Source organism: Bradyrhizobium sp. CCBAU 25360 (assembly GCF_028128695.1).
GTDB lineage: Bacteria > Pseudomonadota > Alphaproteobacteria > Rhizobiales > Xanthobacteraceae > Bradyrhizobium > Bradyrhizobium ottawaense.
In genome coordinates this window covers 1-15,879 of the sequence record NZ_LBJA01000038.1, presented here as the reverse complement: position 1 = coordinate 15,879, position 15,879 = coordinate 1, and the positions used below count along the sequence as shown (strand labels likewise).

At 63.1% G+C, this 15,879-nt stretch carries 12 protein-coding genes; 11 read left to right on the top strand and 1 reads right to left on the bottom strand.

The genetic code is table 11. The features are described from left to right. The first annotated feature begins 41 nt into the window (after positions 1 to 41). The 6 genes from XH81_RS16010 to XH81_RS15985 all read left to right on the top strand — a co-directional run bounded on the left by XH81_RS16010 (position 42) and on the right by XH81_RS15985 (position 6,867). Positions 42 to 806 (top strand): enoyl-CoA hydratase/isomerase family protein, encoded by a 765-nt coding sequence (locus tag XH81_RS16010; RefSeq protein WP_028140597.1) that lies wholly within the window; start codon positions 42 to 44, stop codon positions 804 to 806. 4 nt (positions 807 to 810) lie between these two features. After that, positions 811 to 1,602, top strand: a complete 792-nt coding sequence (locus XH81_RS16005) for a creatininase family protein (protein WP_028140596.1) — start codon at positions 811 to 813, stop codon at positions 1,600 to 1,602. Positions 1,603 to 1,769: 167 nt separating this feature from the next. Beyond that, positions 1,770 to 2,903 (top strand): LLM class flavin-dependent oxidoreductase, encoded by a 1,134-nt coding sequence (locus XH81_RS16000; protein WP_007594451.1) that lies wholly within the window; start codon positions 1,770 to 1,772, stop codon positions 2,901 to 2,903. A 16-nt stretch (positions 2,904 to 2,919) separates the two neighbouring features. Further along, positions 2,920 to 3,699: an enoyl-CoA hydratase/isomerase family protein gene (locus XH81_RS15995; protein ID WP_028140595.1), complete on the top strand. Its 780-nt coding sequence runs from the start codon at positions 2,920 to 2,922 to the stop codon at positions 3,697 to 3,699. Between the two features lies 1 nt (position 3,700). Then, complete coding sequence (locus XH81_RS15990) at positions 3,701 to 5,566, top strand: AMP-dependent synthetase/ligase (RefSeq protein WP_028140594.1); 1,866 nt, start codon at positions 3,701 to 3,703, stop codon at positions 5,564 to 5,566. Positions 5,567 to 5,643: 77 nt separating this feature from the next. Continuing rightward, on the top strand, positions 5,644 to 6,867 hold the full coding sequence (locus tag XH81_RS15985) for an ABC transporter substrate-binding protein (protein WP_028140593.1): 1,224 nt from the start codon (positions 5,644 to 5,646) through the stop codon (positions 6,865 to 6,867). A gap of 72 nt (positions 6,868 to 6,939) precedes the next feature. Here the strand turns inward: XH81_RS15985 and XH81_RS15980 are convergent, their stop codons facing one another. Then, a complete protein-coding gene (locus XH81_RS15980) occupies positions 6,940 to 7,800 on the bottom strand; it encodes an AraC family transcriptional regulator (protein WP_173015766.1) in 861 nt (286 codons plus the stop codon). A 371-nt stretch (positions 7,801 to 8,171) separates the two neighbouring features. On the opposite strand from XH81_RS15980, the gene mdeB reads away from it, so the two are divergent. From mdeB to XH81_RS15955, 5 genes are all read left to right on the top strand, one after another. Then, positions 8,172 to 10,850 (top strand): alpha-ketoglutarate dehydrogenase, encoded by a 2,679-nt coding sequence (gene mdeB / locus XH81_RS15975; RefSeq protein ID WP_038974831.1) that lies wholly within the window; start codon positions 8,172 to 8,174, stop codon positions 10,848 to 10,850. 17 nt (positions 10,851 to 10,867) lie between these two features. Next, positions 10,868 to 12,148: a 2-oxo acid dehydrogenase subunit E2 gene (locus XH81_RS15970; protein WP_028140590.1), complete on the top strand. Its 1,281-nt coding sequence runs from the start codon at positions 10,868 to 10,870 to the stop codon at positions 12,146 to 12,148. Positions 12,149 to 12,156: 8 nt separating this feature from the next. Continuing rightward, positions 12,157 to 13,869: a dihydrolipoyl dehydrogenase gene (gene lpdA, locus XH81_RS15965; RefSeq protein ID WP_028140589.1), complete on the top strand. Its 1,713-nt coding sequence runs from the start codon at positions 12,157 to 12,159 to the stop codon at positions 13,867 to 13,869. Positions 13,870 to 13,886: 17 nt separating this feature from the next. After that, the gene (locus XH81_RS15960; RefSeq protein WP_028140588.1) at positions 13,887 to 15,416 is read left to right on the top strand and encodes an acyl-CoA carboxylase subunit beta; all 1,530 of its coding nucleotides are present in this window, start codon (positions 13,887 to 13,889) and stop codon (positions 15,414 to 15,416) included. 8 nt (positions 15,417 to 15,424) lie between these two features. Next, positions 15,425 to 15,879, top strand: a 455-nt coding sequence (locus tag XH81_RS15955) for a biotin carboxylase N-terminal domain-containing protein (RefSeq protein WP_271596275.1), incomplete at its 3' end; no start/stop codon positions are given.

Below are 15,879 nucleotides of genomic sequence, written 5' to 3'. Positions count from 1 at the left end.
CTCCCCGGCTGTTGCAGCCGCCTCTCGCTTGGGTCTCATTGATGAATACTGCCACTTCTCTCCTGATCGAGCGTGATCAAGACCTGGTCACGATCACGATGAACCGGCCGCCGGCCAATGCGCTGAATGCGCAACTAATCGTCGAGTTGCTGGAGGCGATCCGGCGCCTTGCCGACGACGAGAATCCGCCCGGCATCGTGCTCACCGGAAGCGGCGACCGCTTCTTCAGCGCAGGCGGCGACATCAAGGAAGTCGTCGGGATCGACGTCGCTAGGCCGCGCATCCGGTTCTTCCACGAACTCCTCGTGGCGATGGAGAACTATCCGGGCCCGATCGTCTGCGCCGTCCGCGGCTATGCGGTCGGAGGCGCCCTGGAGTTTCTGCTGCATGCGGACTATGTTGTGGCCGATGCGGCGTGCAAGATTGGATTTCCGGAAATCAACCATGGCCTGCTGCCGGTGACCAAAGGCATGCGCCGGGCCGTCGAGAAGCTCGGCGTGCGGGCGGCGCAAGAGCTGCTGTACTGGGGCGAGCTCGTCGGCGCGGAGCGCGCCGTGGCGATCGGCGCCGTGAACGAGATCGTCCCGACCGAGGAGGTCGCATCCCGTGCGCGAGACGTGTGCGGCGTGTTGCGGCAGAAAGACCGCAAGCTGTTCCATGCCATCAAGCGATCGCTCAACCTCACCGCGCAAATGAGCGATCAGGCGCTCGAAAAAATGACCGTGGCCGACCTCGACGCCTATGTCACAGCCGAGAGCTCAACCAAAGCGCGTGCAAGATTTCTATCAAAGAACAGTAAGGGTTGAGCCGATGACGCGCGGATATCCCGATCAGATCTATCTGGAGCAGATGAGCCACGAGGAAGTCGCCGCGGCGCTGGCCGATGGGTGCACGACGGTAGTGATCCCGCTGGGGGCCGTCGAGCAGCATGGGCCGCATTTGTCTTTGGGCATGGATGCGGATCATGCCGATGCTCTGGCCGAGCGGATCGCGCGCAGCCGCGGCAACACGCTGGTGGCGCCGACCATCACGGTCGGCTGCTCGTCTCACCATCTGCCATTCGCGGGTACGATCTCGCTACGGCCGGGGACGCTGGAAGCGATTTGTGTCGATTATTGCACAAGCCTGGCGCGGCACGGCTTCAAGCGTATCCTGATTCACTCGGGTCACATCGGCAATTTTCCGGTCCTGAAGGACATGCTCGGTCGCTTGCGCGAGGCCGTCCCCTCGGATGTCGAGATCCTGGCGTTCTTCGACTCGACGAAATGGATCGACACGTGGCGCGATGCGGTGCGCGAAGCCGGAGGAGACGTGTTGGCCGTCGGCGGCCACGCCGACATCGCCGAGACGTCGCTGATGATGGTCATTAGGCCCGACAGCGTCAGACCGGACCGCTTCGAGGTGGGCCATCTTGGCGGCTTGTCGGAGGCTGATCTCGAACTGATGTGGAAGAACGGCATCCGATCGGTTTCGCAGAACGGCGTGATCGGAAGTCCGATCGGCTCGAGCTACGCCATCGGCGAAGCGTGCCTCGCGGCGGTCGCCGAGTTGCTGATCAAGACCTTCGATAGCGAGGCCGGAGCCGCCATCGCCCGCCGTTGACGGTCAGCCCGTCCGCTGCGTGGCGAAGCTTCCCGGGGCGTCTGCCATGTTGCGAATGCTGACAGCATAAAATTCGGAAAGCGTTACTACGCAACGCGGCTTTCGGGCGAAAATATCGCCACGCCTATGAAACCCTGTGCCATCTCGCAAGCTAAAAGGATTGAGACATGGCACTTACGTTTGGGTTCTGGTCTGAACAGGAAACCCAGGTCGGCCACAGTTACTCGCGCAGGCTTCACGAACTGGTCGACGAAGTCCGTCTGGCCGAGAAGGTCGGCTTCGACTGCGTCGCGCTCTCCGAGCAGCACGTGGCACTGGGCGGGATCTCGAGCTCGGCGCCCGAAGTGGTGTTCGGCTATCTGGCCGCGGTGACGTCGCGCGTCAAGCTGCGCGCGGCGGTGACGCTGATGCCGCAGCGCATCAACCACGCCTTGCGTTCGGCCGAGCGGCTTGCCGTGACCGACATCCTGTCCAACGGCCGCATGGAATTCTACGGCGGCCGCGCCAACACCACCATCGCGATGCGGGCGTTCAACGTCGATCCGAACGAAACGCTGGCGCAGATGGAAGAAGGGCTGGCGCTGCTGAAAACGGCGATGCGCCAGGACATTTTCACGTTTGACGGCAAGTACTACCAGATCCCTCCGCGCCAGCTGGTTCCGAAGCCGCTGCAGAAGCCGCATCCGGTGATCGGGATCGCGGCGACCAGCGAGCGCAGTCATCTCTGGGCGGCCTCGCAGGGCTTCGCCGTGATGAGCAGCAACATCTATCAGGGCTGGGAAGCTCAGCAGAAGCTGATCGACGCCTATCAAAAAAACTGGAAGTGCGACGCGGAGGGACCGCTGCAGCGTCCGCGTATCGGCATTCCGCTGTTCATCGGCATCGGGAAAACGGACGAGCAGGCCAAGGCGGATTATGCCGGCCCGCTAATGCACTATGCCAAGATCTCGACCGATGCCTATCCGCGTCTCGCGGCGATTGCCGACGACTACAAATACATGGGGGAGAGCGTGCCGTCGATGGAGCGCGCCGCCAACGACTGGGACTATCTGGTCAACGAGTCGGCCACGACGGTGTGCGGCAGCCCCGATACGGTCATTCGTCAGATCGAGAAGTTCGAGGCCATGGGTATCGACGAGGTGCTGCTGCACATGGACTCCGTCCCGCACGAAAAGATCATGGAGGCGATCGACATGGTCGGTCGCTACGTCATCCCGCATTTCAACGACGGAAACAACGTCGTGCGGCCGACCGAGGAGATTCTCGGGCAGATCCGGCTGATGCGGACCCAGAAGCAGTAATCGAACGGTGAAATCAATGTCGCAATACGGCTACAAGTACCTGATCGTCGAGCAGCGCGCCACTGGCGTCGCGATCGTCACGATGAACCGCCCGGAGATCCTCAACGCGATCAACTGGGAGATGCACGAGGAGCTCGAAGACGTCTTCGTCAAGCTGGATCACGACAGTTCTGTCAACGCGATCGTTCTCACCGGTGCGGGCCGCGGATTTTGCTCTGGTGGCGATCAGAAGTCGCTGGATAAGGGAACGCTGCCGTCCCCGACGCGCAGCGGTCGCCACCTCATCCGCAACATGCTGGAAGTCGAAGTGCCGATCGTCGCGGCCGTCAACGGTGTCGCGGTCGGCCTGGGTGCCACGCTCGCGCTGTTCTGCGACGTGATCTATGCGAGCTCGACAGCCCGTTTCGCCGACACGCATGTCAATGCCGGCGTCGTCGCGGGCGATGGCGGCGCGGTGATCTGGCCGCTGCTGATGGGGCCGGTACGCGCGAAGCACTATCTGATGACCGGCGCATTCATCTCCGCCGAGAAAGCGGCTGCTATCGGTATGATCAACGAGGTGGTCGCAGACGGCAACGTTCTCGATGCCGCGATCGAATACGCCGAACTGCTGGCAAGCGGGCCGAAGGAATCGATCGTGTGGACCAAGTACAGCGTCAACAAGATCATCAAGCAGTACGCCCACCTGCTGCTCGACACCTCTGCGGCGCTGGAGATGTTGACGTTCAAGTCGCCCGAGCGGGCCGAGGCGGTTGCCGCATTCGCGGCCAAGCGCAAGCGTTTCGCGGAGCGCTGAGATGAACGTCGCTGAGATGACATCCGGCGCCCAGTTGGCGGATACGACCGTCGTGCAGCTTTTGGCCGCGCGACTCGCGGAGCGGCCCGACAAGATCGCCTTGCAACAAAAGCGTCACGGCGCCTGGACCGCCATGACGTGGGGCGCCTATGCGCAGCGTGTCGTGAACCTGGCCAGCGCGCTGCGGCGTGCTGGTCTCGAGCGCGGCGATCGGGTCGCGATCATGGGCGATTCGTCCGAGGAATGGCTGATCGCCGACATGGCCACGATGTGCGCCGGCGGCGTCATGGTGGGCGTTTACTTCACCTCGTCACCCGAAGAAGTGGCTTACTGCTTCACGGATTCAGGCGCGAAGTTCGCGTTCGTCGGCGGGGAGCCGCAGCTTCGCATCGTGCTCGCCTCCGGTCGGGCCGAGCAGCTCCGCGGCATCATCGTGCTCGACCCGGATTGGACCGGCGAGGCCTCGGCGTCGATCAAGTCGCTGGCCGACTTTGTTGGAGCACACGATGTCGATGCGCATGACTATCTGCAGAAGGAGAGCGCGACAGCAAAGGCGTCCGATGTCGTCAGCATCGGCTATACGTCCGGGACGACCGGAAACCCCAAAGGCGCCATGCTGACGCACCTTTCCATTCTCGCCGGCGTTCATTGCATCACCCTGTTCGGCCCCAGTATGCGCGAAGAGGAACACCGGGTGGTCGTGCATTTGCCGATGTCGCACACTGTGGCGCGCGGGCAGGCGACCACGTTGCCGCTGATCGCCGACGCAGTTCCATATTTCGGCGAGACGACCGCGGACTTCGCCCAGACGATCAAAGAGGTGAAGCCGACCTACTATATGGCGCCGCCGCGGTTCTACCAGCGCTTTGCGACACAGATCCTCAGCAAGGTGCATCCCGCCGGTGAAGCGGGAGATCAGAACTACACGCTTGCCGTGACGATCGCGCGCAGGGCGCTCGAAGACCGTCAGCGCGGCCACGAGGATGCCTTCGTCTCGAAACTGTTCGCGGCCTGCCGCGAGCAAGTGTTCCTGCCGCTGCTCGCGGAGGTCGGTTTCGACGAACTGAAGGTCGCGTTCACCTCGTCGGCGGCGATGCCGTCCGAGCTGATGTCGCTGTGGCAGTTGTGGGGCTTGCAGCTCAAGGAGTGCTACGGCCAGACCGAACTGGTCGGTGCCAATCTGGTGCAGATGGCGGAGTGGCCGAAGGCCGGCAACGTCGGGGTCCCGCTGCCGGATCCGGCCTGGGAAACCGCCGTGCTCCAGGACGGCGAGATGATCGTCCGTGGACCGGGATTGTTCGCGGGCTATTGGAACAAGCCGGACGAGACGAAAGCGGCGCTTCGCGACGGCTGGCTCTACACCGGCGACATCGTCGAAGTGTCGCCGGAAGGAACCTTCAAGCTTGTCGACCGGAAGAAGGAGATCATCAACACGTCGAACGGCAAATCGATCAGCCCGACTCAGATCGAAAACGAGCTGAGGCACAGCCCGTTCATCTCCGAGGCGGCTGTGATCGGCGAGGGGCGAAAATATCTCACCGCCCTGATCGAAGTGGATGCCACCGCCACAATGGACTGGGCGAAGTCGCGCGACGACAAGATCGCGAGTTACGCGGACCTGGCAGGCTCCGAGATCGTCAACCGGCTGATCGAGGCGGAGATCGGCAAGGCCAACGGAAGGCTGGCGCGAGCCGAGCAGATCAAGGCGTTCCGCATTCTGCCAGAGGAGCTGTCGCTCGAGAACGGCGTGATGACGCCGACGCGGAAGAAGCGTCGCAAGCAGATCAACGAGCGCTATCAGTCGCTGATCGCGTCGCTCTACGACGAAACCGAGGAAGAATTGATCAAGGCCGAGATGGGCCTTTGAGGTCGGCGGTCGGTCCCAAAACGTACGAAGCTAACAGTCGAGATAAGATTTCACTCCTTCAGCAACAGGACATCGAGATGACCAAGCGAAGCGGAATCACGCGGCGGACGATTGTCGGAAGCGGATTGGGAATTGCGGTAGGCCTGGTATCAAGGCCATCGTTTGCGGCGAACACGAAAGTGAAAGTCGGAGCGATCATGCCCAGCAGCGGCGTGCTGGCGTTTCCCGGTCAGGCCTGCGTGCGCGGCATCGATCTCGGCGCCAAATTCGCGCGTGAGAAGTTCGGCCTCGACATCGAGATCGTTCACGCCGATACGCAAAGCCGTCCGGAGAACGGCCGGATTGCCGCCGAGAGCCTGATCCGGCAGGGCTGCACCGTGCTGATCGGCGCGTGGGATTCCGGTGCCACCATTTCGGCGCTGCAGGCCTGCGAGGCCGCCAAGGTGCCGATGGTGGTCCACATCGCGAGCGCCACCCAGGTAACTTCACAGGGCTTCACCCAGGTGTTCCGCTATTACCCCACGTCGCTGACCATCGTGCGGCAATCGTTGGCCGAGCTGAAGTCCGTGCTCGGCACGCTGAAGGATCCGCCGAGCAGCGCCGTCGTTCTGCATCTCAACAACACGATGGGGCAGTCGACGGCGGCCAGCATCGATCAGGCGTGGAAGGAAGTGGATGTTCCGCTCAAGATCGCGCAGCACGTTGCCTATGACGAGAAGGCCAAGGATCTGTCGGTGGAAGTTGCCAAGGCGAAAGCGTCGGGTGCCGATGCTTTGATCTCGGTCACGCGCGTCAACGACGCGATCATGATCGCGCGCGAATGCATCAAGCAGGGCTGGGACCCGAAGATGGTGTTTTCGCCCAACTCCAACGGCGTGTCCGACAAGGCGTATCACGACGCGCTCGGAAAGTATGGTGACGGTCCGGTTCTGTCGGCGTTGTGGCTCAATCCCAAGGGCGCCGAGACCGACAAGATCATGAAGATGTTCGCGGCCGACTACCCGAACGACTGGTTCGATGCCAATGCGGGCTGCGCGTTCGAGGCGGTGCAGATCGTCGCAGACGCCGTGACGCGGGCGGCTTCGCCGGAGTCCGCGGCGATTCACGGCGCGCTCAAGAAGACCGACATGAAGCCGATCCTGATGTACGGCGACAACACCAAGTTCGACGAGACCGGCCAGAACATCCACTGTTCGATGGTGATGCTGCAGGGTTTGAAAGGCAGGCCTCGGGTGGTGGCTCCAAAGGCCATTGCGGAAGCGTCGCTCGAGTATCCGCTTGCGCCTTACAGCAAACGCTGACGTCGTTACGGGCGGCCCCGCGAAAGCGTCGCGGGGTCGCGGTCGTCAAGTGCCCAGGCAGGGACGTGCGAGCTAGGGCAAACTGTCCGAATTAATCAGGCGCGACCGCTCGGCAAGGAAGCGGCGGGGGCTCTTTCCCATCGTCTTCTTGAACATCGTGATGAACGCGCTGGGGGTTTCGTACCCCAGTTCCAGCGACACGGCCTGGACCGAAGTGCCCGCCGTGAGGCGTTGCATGGCGATCAGAATGTGGAGACGCTGGCGCCAGCGCCCGAAGGTCATCCCCGTTTCCTTGGCTATGAAGCGTGCGAAGGTACTCTCGCTCATCGCGTAGCGCGAGGCGACTTCGTCCATCGTGCTGCGGTCGCCCGGATTATTCAACAAGGAGGTCGCGAGGTGTTGAAGACGGGCGTCGGGGGAGATCGGCAAATACATTTCATCCGTCGTCGACATCTGCACGAGTTCGTCGAGCAAAACCCGGCCGAGACGGCTGGTCGGTCCTTCCAGCGGATAGAGCGGTGGGAACACCGAGAGGCGGTGGATCAATTCCCGCACCAGCGACGTGATCATCAGCGTGCAGCAGGTCCGCGGCAGCATGCTGACCTGCGGATCGATGAACACTGTGTAGAGTTTGCCGAAATCGGCCACGCAATTGCTGTGCTGCACGCCGGCCGGGATCCATACCGCGCCTTGCGGAGGCACGATCCACAAGCCGCCGGGCGCCCGGCACATCACCGAGCCGTGAGATGCGACGACCAATTGGCCTTTGCGGTGTGAGTGCAGCGGCAGGTCGTCGTTGTCTTTGCTGGTTTCGAGACAGAATGAAGTGACGGGACGATCGAACTGATCCGGATCGACAGGATCATAGTTGATCCGAAGATCGGGCAGATCCATTCGCGCAAAATCGCGATCGAACTCGGTCTCGGGCGGCATTTCAATCCTGCCAATTCGTCAAGTCAGTCAAGCCTTGATGCAGATCCTGCTGCTAGCCGAGGTTAGCTGTTTTGAAAGGTCAGGTCACTAGTCGCGGCGAGCCGTCGAGTTCGCTGATCTGCGACAAGATGCCCGCTACTGCGGCGTGAGCGCTGAGCGATGCGGCATGCTGCGCCGTGACCAAGCGGGAGCACCTGTCAGGCGGCCGACGGCTCGATCACTCGCCCGATTAAACCAACAGCAGAGAATGCTGCGATGCGAGCCTCCGCGTCCCGCCGGAGCCGGGCAATCCGTCGGAACGCGGCCGAATTCAGCAGCACGTGCCATAGCACCCGATGCTACCAAGTGCGGGCTTTCTCGGAGCCCGACGCATGACTGCACACATCGATCCGCCACGCAAGGTCGTCAACGCCGATCAGGATGCGGTCGAAACCGCCGATTGGCTCGCCTCGCTTGGATCGCTCCACCACAGCGCCGGTGCCGAGCGCGTGCGTTACATCCTGGCTGCGCTCGATCGGCGCGCGAAGGAGCTCGGCGTTCTGCCGGACTCTCCGCCGTTTTCGCCCTATCGCAATTCTATTCCGCTCGAGCAGCAGAAGCCCTACCCCGGCGACATCGCGATCGAGACCCGCCTGACGGCGATCATTCGCTGGAACGCGCTCGCGATGGTGGTCCGTGCCAACAAGGCCTATGGGGAGCTCGGCGGGCACGTCGCCAGCTACGCCTCGGCCGCGGAGATTTTCGAAGTCGGTTTCAATCATTTCTTTCGCGCGTCAAGCTCCGAGTCGGAGGGCGACTTGGTGTATTTCCAGCCGCATTCGTCCCCCGGAGTCTATGCACGAGCGTATCTCGAAGGCCGACTGTCGGACGAAAATCTGAAGCTGTATCGCCAGGAACTGAGCGGCCCCGGTCTGTCGTCCTATCCGCATCCCTGGCTGATGCCGGAGTTCTGGCAGGTGCCGTCGGCGTCGATGGGCCTTGGGCCAATCAGCGCGATCTACCAGGCGCGGTTCATGAAGTATCTGCAGCATCGCGGCCTGGTGCAGACGGCTGGTCGTCACGTCTGGGGTGTGTTCGGCGACGGCGAGATGGACGAGCCGGAATCGATCGCCGGGCTCGCCCTGGCGGCGCGGGAAAATCTCGACAACCTCACCTTCGTCGTCAATTGCAACCTGCAGCGCCTGGATGGGCCGGTCCGCGGCAACGGGCAGGTGATTCAGGAACTCGAATCACTTTTCCAGGGCGCCGGCTGGAACGTAATCAAGGTGCTGTGGGGATCGGACTGGGACGATATCTTCGCGCGCGATAGCAAGCATGCGCTGCTGCGCAAATTCGCCGACACCGTCGATGGCAAATATCAGACGCTCGGCGCCAAGGATGGGGCCTACAACCTCGCCCACTTCTTCAGCGAGGATCCCGAGGTCCGGGCGCTAGTTGCGCACATGTCGGACGTGGATATCGACGGCCTTAAGCGCGGTGGCCACGACTTCAAGAAGCTGTTCGCGGCCTTTGCCGCCGCGAAAGACATTAAGGGTCGGCCGACCGTCATTCTGGCGAAGACCAAGAAGGGCTACGGCATGGGCGGCGCCGGCGAGTCGCGCATGACGTCGCACCAGGCCAAGAAGCTCGATGTCGACGCGCTGTATGCGTTCCGCGACCGGTTCGCCCTGCCGCTCAGCAACGAGCAAGTCGAGGATCTGGAATTCTTCAGGCCTGCGGAAGACAGCGCGGAAATTCAGTACCTGCGCGCCCGTCGCGCGGCACTCGGTGGCTACATGCCGGCGCGGCGACGCGCTTCGGCGGCGCTGCCGGTGCCGCCGCTGCAATCCTACGCGGAGTTCGCGCTGCGCGGCGACGGCAAGGAGACGTCGACCACGATGGCGATCGTGCGGCTGTTCACCAATTTGCTCAAGGACAAAACGCTCGGCCCGCGCATCGTCCCGATCGTCGCCGACGAAGCCCGCACCTTCGGAATGGCGAACCTGTTCAGACAGGTCGGCATCTACTCGCCGGCGGGACAGCTCTACGAGCCGGAAGATGCCGGTTCGATGCTGTACTACAAGGAAGCGATCGACGGTCAATTGCTGGAGGAGGGGATCACCGAGGCGGGGGCGATTTCGTCATGGACCGCGGCGGCGACCTCCTATAGCATCCATAACTTCCCGTTGCTGCCGTTCTATATCTACTATTCGATGTTCGGCTTTCAGCGGGTCGGCGATCTGATCTGGGCGGCGGCGGACCAGCGCGCGCGTGGCTTTTTGATCGGGGCGACGGCCGGCCGGACGACGCTCGGCGGCGAAGGCTTGCAGCATCAGGACGGGTCCAGCCATCTGATGGCGGCGACCGTTCCGAACTGCCGGGCCTACGATCCGGCATTCTCCTACGAGGTGGCCGTCATCGTCGATCACGGCATGCGGTCGATGCTCGAGCAGGGCAACGACGAGTTCTATTACCTCACGGCGATGAACGAGAACTATGCGCAGCCCTCGATGCCCGACGATGCACGCGACGGCATCATCAAGGGTCTCTATCGGGTTCTGCCGAGCGCTGACGGGCCGGCGAAGATCAGGCTGGTCGGCTCGGGCGCCATTCTCCCGGAGGCGCTCGCCGCCGCAGCGATGCTGCAAAGCGAATGGAAAGTGGCCTGTGAAGTCTGGTCGGCAACGAGCTTTTCCGAGCTGGCGCGGGAGGCGCGCGATGTGGAGCGAACTAATCGGCTCTCGCCACTGTCGACCCCGGTCGAGAGCCACGTCGTACAATGCCTCGGCGGCAAGGTGCCGATCGTCGCGGCATCGGATTATGTCCGGGCGTATCCGCAACTGATCGGTTCTTACATCGAGGCGCCCTATACGGTGCTGGGCACCGACGGCTTCGGGCGCAGCGATACACGCGCCGCGCTGAGATCGTTCTTCGAGGTCGATCGCAAGCAGATCGTCGTTGCGGCGCTCTCGGCGCTGGCAAAATTGGGTCAAGTGGCGCGTGAGCAGGTCGCCGAAGCCATCGCCAGCTACGAATTGCCGACCGGCGTTGCATCGCCTTGGTCGCGCTGAGAGAGGGCGGAGCGCGCATGTCTCGTTCAATTGAAGTCGTTCTGCCAGATATTGGGGACTACAAGGATGTTCCGGTAGTCGAAATCAATGTGTCGGTCGGCGACGAGGTCACGATCGACATGCCGTTGCTGTCGATCGAGTCCGACAAGGCGACGATGGAGGTGCCATCCCCGGCCGCAGGCACGGTGGCCAAACTGATGATCGACGTCGGGGTGCGGGTTTCTCAAGGTTCGGTTCTGATGGTCCTCGAAGGGCGCGGCGAATCCACCGCGCCTCCGCCGGCGACTGCGTCGGCACCGCAGGTGGAGCAACGGATCTCGCAGCAGGAGGCGCTGTCACGGCCGGCGCCCGTGGCTCCAGTCGATGACTCGCGAGCACGTGCACAGCAGCCGCAGCTTAGCGGGGCGGCGCATGCATCGCCGTCGGTCCGCGCTTTGGCGCGTGAGCTCGGCGTGACGCTGGACTCTGTCGTGCCCACAGGCCCCAAGGGCCGGACTTTGCGCGAGGATGTGGCGGCCTTCGTCAACGGACTGGTGCGATCGAGACCGGCGACGGCGCCTGAGCCCGGCGCCCCGGTCGATTGGCCCAAGGTGGATTTCGAGAGGTACGGCGCGGTCGAGCGCCTGCCGCTGACACGGATCCAGAAGCTGACCGGTACGAACCTCTCGCGCAACTGGAGCGTCATTCCCCATGTAACGAATTTCGACAGAGCGGATGTGACCGACGCCGAAGCCTTTCGTCAACTCGCCAATGCCGAGGCCGCGAAGGACACGGCGAAGCTCACCATGGTGTCGCTGCTGATCAAGGCCGCGGCCTTGGCGCTGCAGAAATACCCGCGCTTCAATTCGTCGCTCGATGGCGATGAGTTGATCCTCAAGCACTATGTCCACATCGGCGTCGCTGTCGACACGCCGAGAGGTCTGGTCGTGCCGGTGATCCGGGACTGCGATAAGAAGGGCTTTCGGCAAATTGCCGCGGAGATGCGCTCGCTCGCCGACAAGGCGCGCGCGGGGCAGCTCGCGTCGAGCGACATGCAGGGCGGCTGTTTCTCGGTGTCGTCTCTCGGAGGCATCGGCGGTCAGGGATTTACGCCCATCATCAACGCGCCCGAGGTGGCGATCCTCGGCGCCGGGCGGGCCGCCACCGAGGCGGTCTGGAACGGCCGCGAGTTTGAACCGCGCCTCATCCTTCCGATGAGTCTGTCGTGGGATCACCGGGTCGTCGACGGCGTGGCTGGGGCCCGGTTCCTGGGCTTCGTCGCGTCGGTGCTCTCCGATCTGCGGCGCTTCGCGTTGTGAGGACGCAGATGCGGACAGAGGAAATCCGGGTCCCCGACATCGGGGATTTTCGAGACGTCGAGGTCGTCGAGGTCCACGTCAGGGCAGGCGACGTCGTCGTGCGAGAGCAGGCGTTGATCACAGTGGAATCCGACAAGGCCACGCTGGAGATTCCGTCGCCGATCGCAGGGGTGATCACGAGCATGTCGCTGCGTGTTGGAGACAAGGTGTCTCAAGGCTCCATGATTGGCACGGCGTCGGCGTCGGACGAAGCGGGCGCGCAAGGCGAGACGATCTCAGCGGATCAGGATGTTGGCCAGCGCGCAACAGATTATACGCGCTACGATCTTGTCGTGATCGGAGGCGGGCCGGGCGGCTATTCAGCAGCGTTTCGGGCCGCAGACCTTGGACTGAACACCGCGATCGTCGAACGCTACGGCACCTTGGGCGGAGTTTGCCTGAACGTTGGATGTATCCCGTCGAAGGCGCTGCTTCATGTTGCGGCCGTCAAGGAGGAAGCCAAACGGATCGCGGACAAGGGCATTCGCTTCGCCGCGCCGCAGATCGATCTGCAGGAGCTGCGCGCCTTCAAGCACGGCACTGTCAAGAAGCTGACGGATGGGCTGAGCCAGATGGCAGCAGCGCGCCGCGTCACGGTGATCCGCGGCATCGCGAAATTCGCCTCCGCCACGCGGCTCGAGATTGTCGGTGAGGGGGCAGGCTCGCAGCAAATTGAATTTGGTCAATGCATCATCGCCACGGGCTCGCGCGCGGTGCAGCTAGCGGTGCTTCCCAAGGATGAGCGGGTCGTGACCTCGACCGGCGCGCTCGCGCTGCGAAGCATTCCGGGCCGCATGCTCGTGATCGGAGCGGGGATCATCGGGCTGGAGATGGCGACCGTCTACAACTCGCTCGGCACCAAGATCGATCTTGTCGAAAGGCTTCCCGATATCCTGGCGGGCGTGGATGCCGACGCGGTGAAGATCTGGCGTTCGCGCAACGCGCATCGCTTCGAGCATATCGACGTCGCAAGCAGCGTATCAACCGCCGAAATCACGCCGGACGGCGTGAGGGTCGGTACCACAGGCGCATCGGTACGGACACGATCGTACGATTTGGTGTTGCAATCGGCCGGCCGTGTTCCCAACAGTAGCGAGCTCGGCCTCGAACGGATCGACGTTGCCATCGATTCGAACGGCTTCATTCAGGTCGACGAGCAGATGAGAACGACGGCGCGCAACGTCTTCGCCATCGGCGACGTCGTCGGCGGTTCGATGCTGGCGCACAAGGCCGTTCACGAGGGGCACGTCGCCGCGGAAGTAGCTGCCGGGAAGCCGGCGGCCTTTACCGCGAAGATCGTCCCCAATGTCGCCTACACCGATCCTGAGATCGCCTGGGTCGGCAAGTCCGAGCGTGATGTCGCCGAATCCGGACGGAAGATCCGTTCGACAAAATTCCCATGGGCCGCGTCCGGCCGGGCCATCGCGTCGGGCGCATCCTATGGCATGACGAAGCTGCTGTTCGACGCCGAAACCGGTCGCATCGTCGGGGGCGTGATCGTCGGACCGCATGCCGGCGATATGATCGGGGAAATCTGTCTCGCTATCGAAATGGGGGCTGACGCGATCGATATCGGAAAGACCATTCACCCGCATCCGACCCTCGGCGAGACGATCGGCATGGCTGCCGAAGTCCATGAGGGCATTTGCACCGACCTGCCTCCAATCGCCAGAAAGCGGTAGATCAGTTGGCCCAATCGATGTCCGTTATCGAAGCCCTTGAACAACGTCGCGCCGGTGCCAAACTCGGCGGCGGCGAGAAGCGCATCGACGCGCAGCATGCGCGCGGCCGCCTCACCGCGCGGGAGCGGATCGACCTGCTGCTCGACAAGCATTCGTTCGAGGAGATGGACATGTTCGTCCAGCACCGCTCGACCGAATTCGGGATGGAGAAGACCAAGATTCCAGGAGACGGCGTGGTCACCGGCTGGGGTACCGTCAACGGCCGCAAAACGTTTGTCTTCGCCAAGGATTTTACGGTGTTCGGCGGCTCGCTGTCCGAGACCCACGCGCTGAAGATCACAAAGCTCCAGGACTTGGCGATGAAGGCGCGGGCGCCCATCATCGGCCTCTATGATGCCGGCGGCGCGCGCATCCAGGAGGGCGTCGCCGCGCTCGCCGGCTATTCCTACGTGTTCCGCCGCAACGTGCTTGCCTCCGGCGTGATCCCGCAGATCTCGGTCATCATGGGCCCCTGCGCCGGTGGCGACGTCTACTCGCCGGCCATGACCGACTTCATCTTCATGGTGAAGAACACCAGCTACATGTTCGTCACCGGCCCCGACGTCGTGAAGACGGTCACCAACGAGGTCGTCACCGCCGAAGAGCTCGGCGGCGCCTCGGTGCACGCCACGCGCTCCTCGATTGCGGACGGCGCCTTCGAGAACGATGTCGAGACGATTTTGCAGATGCGCCGTCTCATCGACTTCCTGCCGGCGAACAACACCGACGGCGTGCCGGATTGGCCGAGCTTCGATTCCATCGAGCGGGTCGACATGTCGCTGGACACGCTGATCCCCGACAATCCGAACAAGCCCTACGACATGAAGGAACTGATCCTGAAAGTCGTGGACGAGGGCGACTTCTTCGAGATCGCCGAGGGTTTTGCCAAGAACATCGTCACCGGCTTCGGCCGTATCGCGGGCCGTACTGTCGGTTTCGTCGCCAACCAGCCGATGGTGCTGGCGGGCGTGCTCGACAGCGACGCCTCGCGCAAGGCCGCGCGCTTCGTCCGCTTCTGCGACGCCTTCAACATCCCGATCGTCACCTTCGTCGACGTGCCGGGCTTCCTGCCGGGCACCGCGCAGGAATATGGCGGCCTGATCAAGCACGGCGCGAAACTGCTGTTCGCCTATTCGCAGTGCACCGTGCCGCTCGTCACCATCATCACCCGCAAGGCCTATGGCGGCGCCTTCGACGTCATGGCCTCCAAGGAGATCGGCGCCGACCTCAACTACGCCTGGCCGACCGCCCAGATCGCGGTGATGGGCGCCAAGGGCGCGGTCGAGATCATCTTCCGCTCCGACATCGGCGACCCCGACAAGATCGCGGCGCGCACCAAGGAATACGAAGACCGCTTCCTGTCGCCGTTCATCGCGGCGGAACGCGGCTACATCGACGACGTCATCATGCCGCACTCGACCCGCAAGCGCATCGCCCGCGCGCTGGAGATGCTTAGGGACAAGAAGGTCGAGATGCCGGCCAAGAAGCACGACAACATTCCGTTGTAGGAAGAGCTGTGTTCAAGAAGATTCTGATCGCCAATCGCGGCGAAATCGTCTGCCGGGTCATCAAGACTGCCCGCAAGATGGGAATCGAGACGGTTGCCGTCTATTCCGAGGCCGACCGCGACGCCCTCCATGTCGAGATGGCCGACGAGGCCGTGCTGATCGGCCCGCCGGCGGCAGCCGAGAGCTATCTGGTGATCGAGAAGATCGTGGAGGCCTGCCGCAAGACAGGCGCCGAGGCCGTGCATCCCGGTTACGGCTTCCTGTCCGAGCGCGAGGCGTTTCCGCGCGCGCTGGAGGCCGCAGGCATCGTCTTCATCGGCCCGAACCCGGGCGCGATCGCGGCGATGGGCGACAAGATCGAGTCGAAGAAGGCGGCCGCCAAGGCCAGGGTCTCGACCGTGCCCGGCTATCTCGGCGTCATCGAGGACGACAAGCACGCGGTCAGGATCGCCGACGAGATCGG

Coding starts and splice junctions, on each gene's coding strand:
- XH81_RS15980 (WP_173015766.1), bottom strand. CDS start 7,800: ATGCCGCCCGAGACCGAGTTCGATCGCGATTTTGCGCGAATGGATCTG.
- XH81_RS15970 (WP_028140590.1), top strand. CDS start 10,868: ATGTCTCGTTCAATTGAAGTCGTTCTGCCAGATATTGGGGACTACAAG.
- XH81_RS15995 (WP_028140595.1), top strand. CDS start 2,920: ATGTCGCAATACGGCTACAAGTACCTGATCGTCGAGCAGCGCGCCACT.
- XH81_RS16010 (WP_028140597.1), top strand. CDS start 42: ATGAATACTGCCACTTCTCTCCTGATCGAGCGTGATCAAGACCTGGTC.
- lpdA (WP_028140589.1), top strand. CDS start 12,157: ATGCGGACAGAGGAAATCCGGGTCCCCGACATCGGGGATTTTCGAGAC.
- XH81_RS16005 (WP_028140596.1), top strand. CDS start 811: ATGACGCGCGGATATCCCGATCAGATCTATCTGGAGCAGATGAGCCAC.
- XH81_RS16000 (WP_007594451.1), top strand. CDS start 1,770: ATGGCACTTACGTTTGGGTTCTGGTCTGAACAGGAAACCCAGGTCGGC.
- XH81_RS15985 (WP_028140593.1), top strand. CDS start 5,644: ATGACCAAGCGAAGCGGAATCACGCGGCGGACGATTGTCGGAAGCGGA.
- mdeB (WP_038974831.1), top strand. CDS start 8,172: ATGACTGCACACATCGATCCGCCACGCAAGGTCGTCAACGCCGATCAG.
- XH81_RS15990 (WP_028140594.1), top strand. CDS start 3,701: ATGAACGTCGCTGAGATGACATCCGGCGCCCAGTTGGCGGATACGACC.
- XH81_RS15960 (WP_028140588.1), top strand. CDS start 13,887: ATGTCCGTTATCGAAGCCCTTGAACAACGTCGCGCCGGTGCCAAACTC.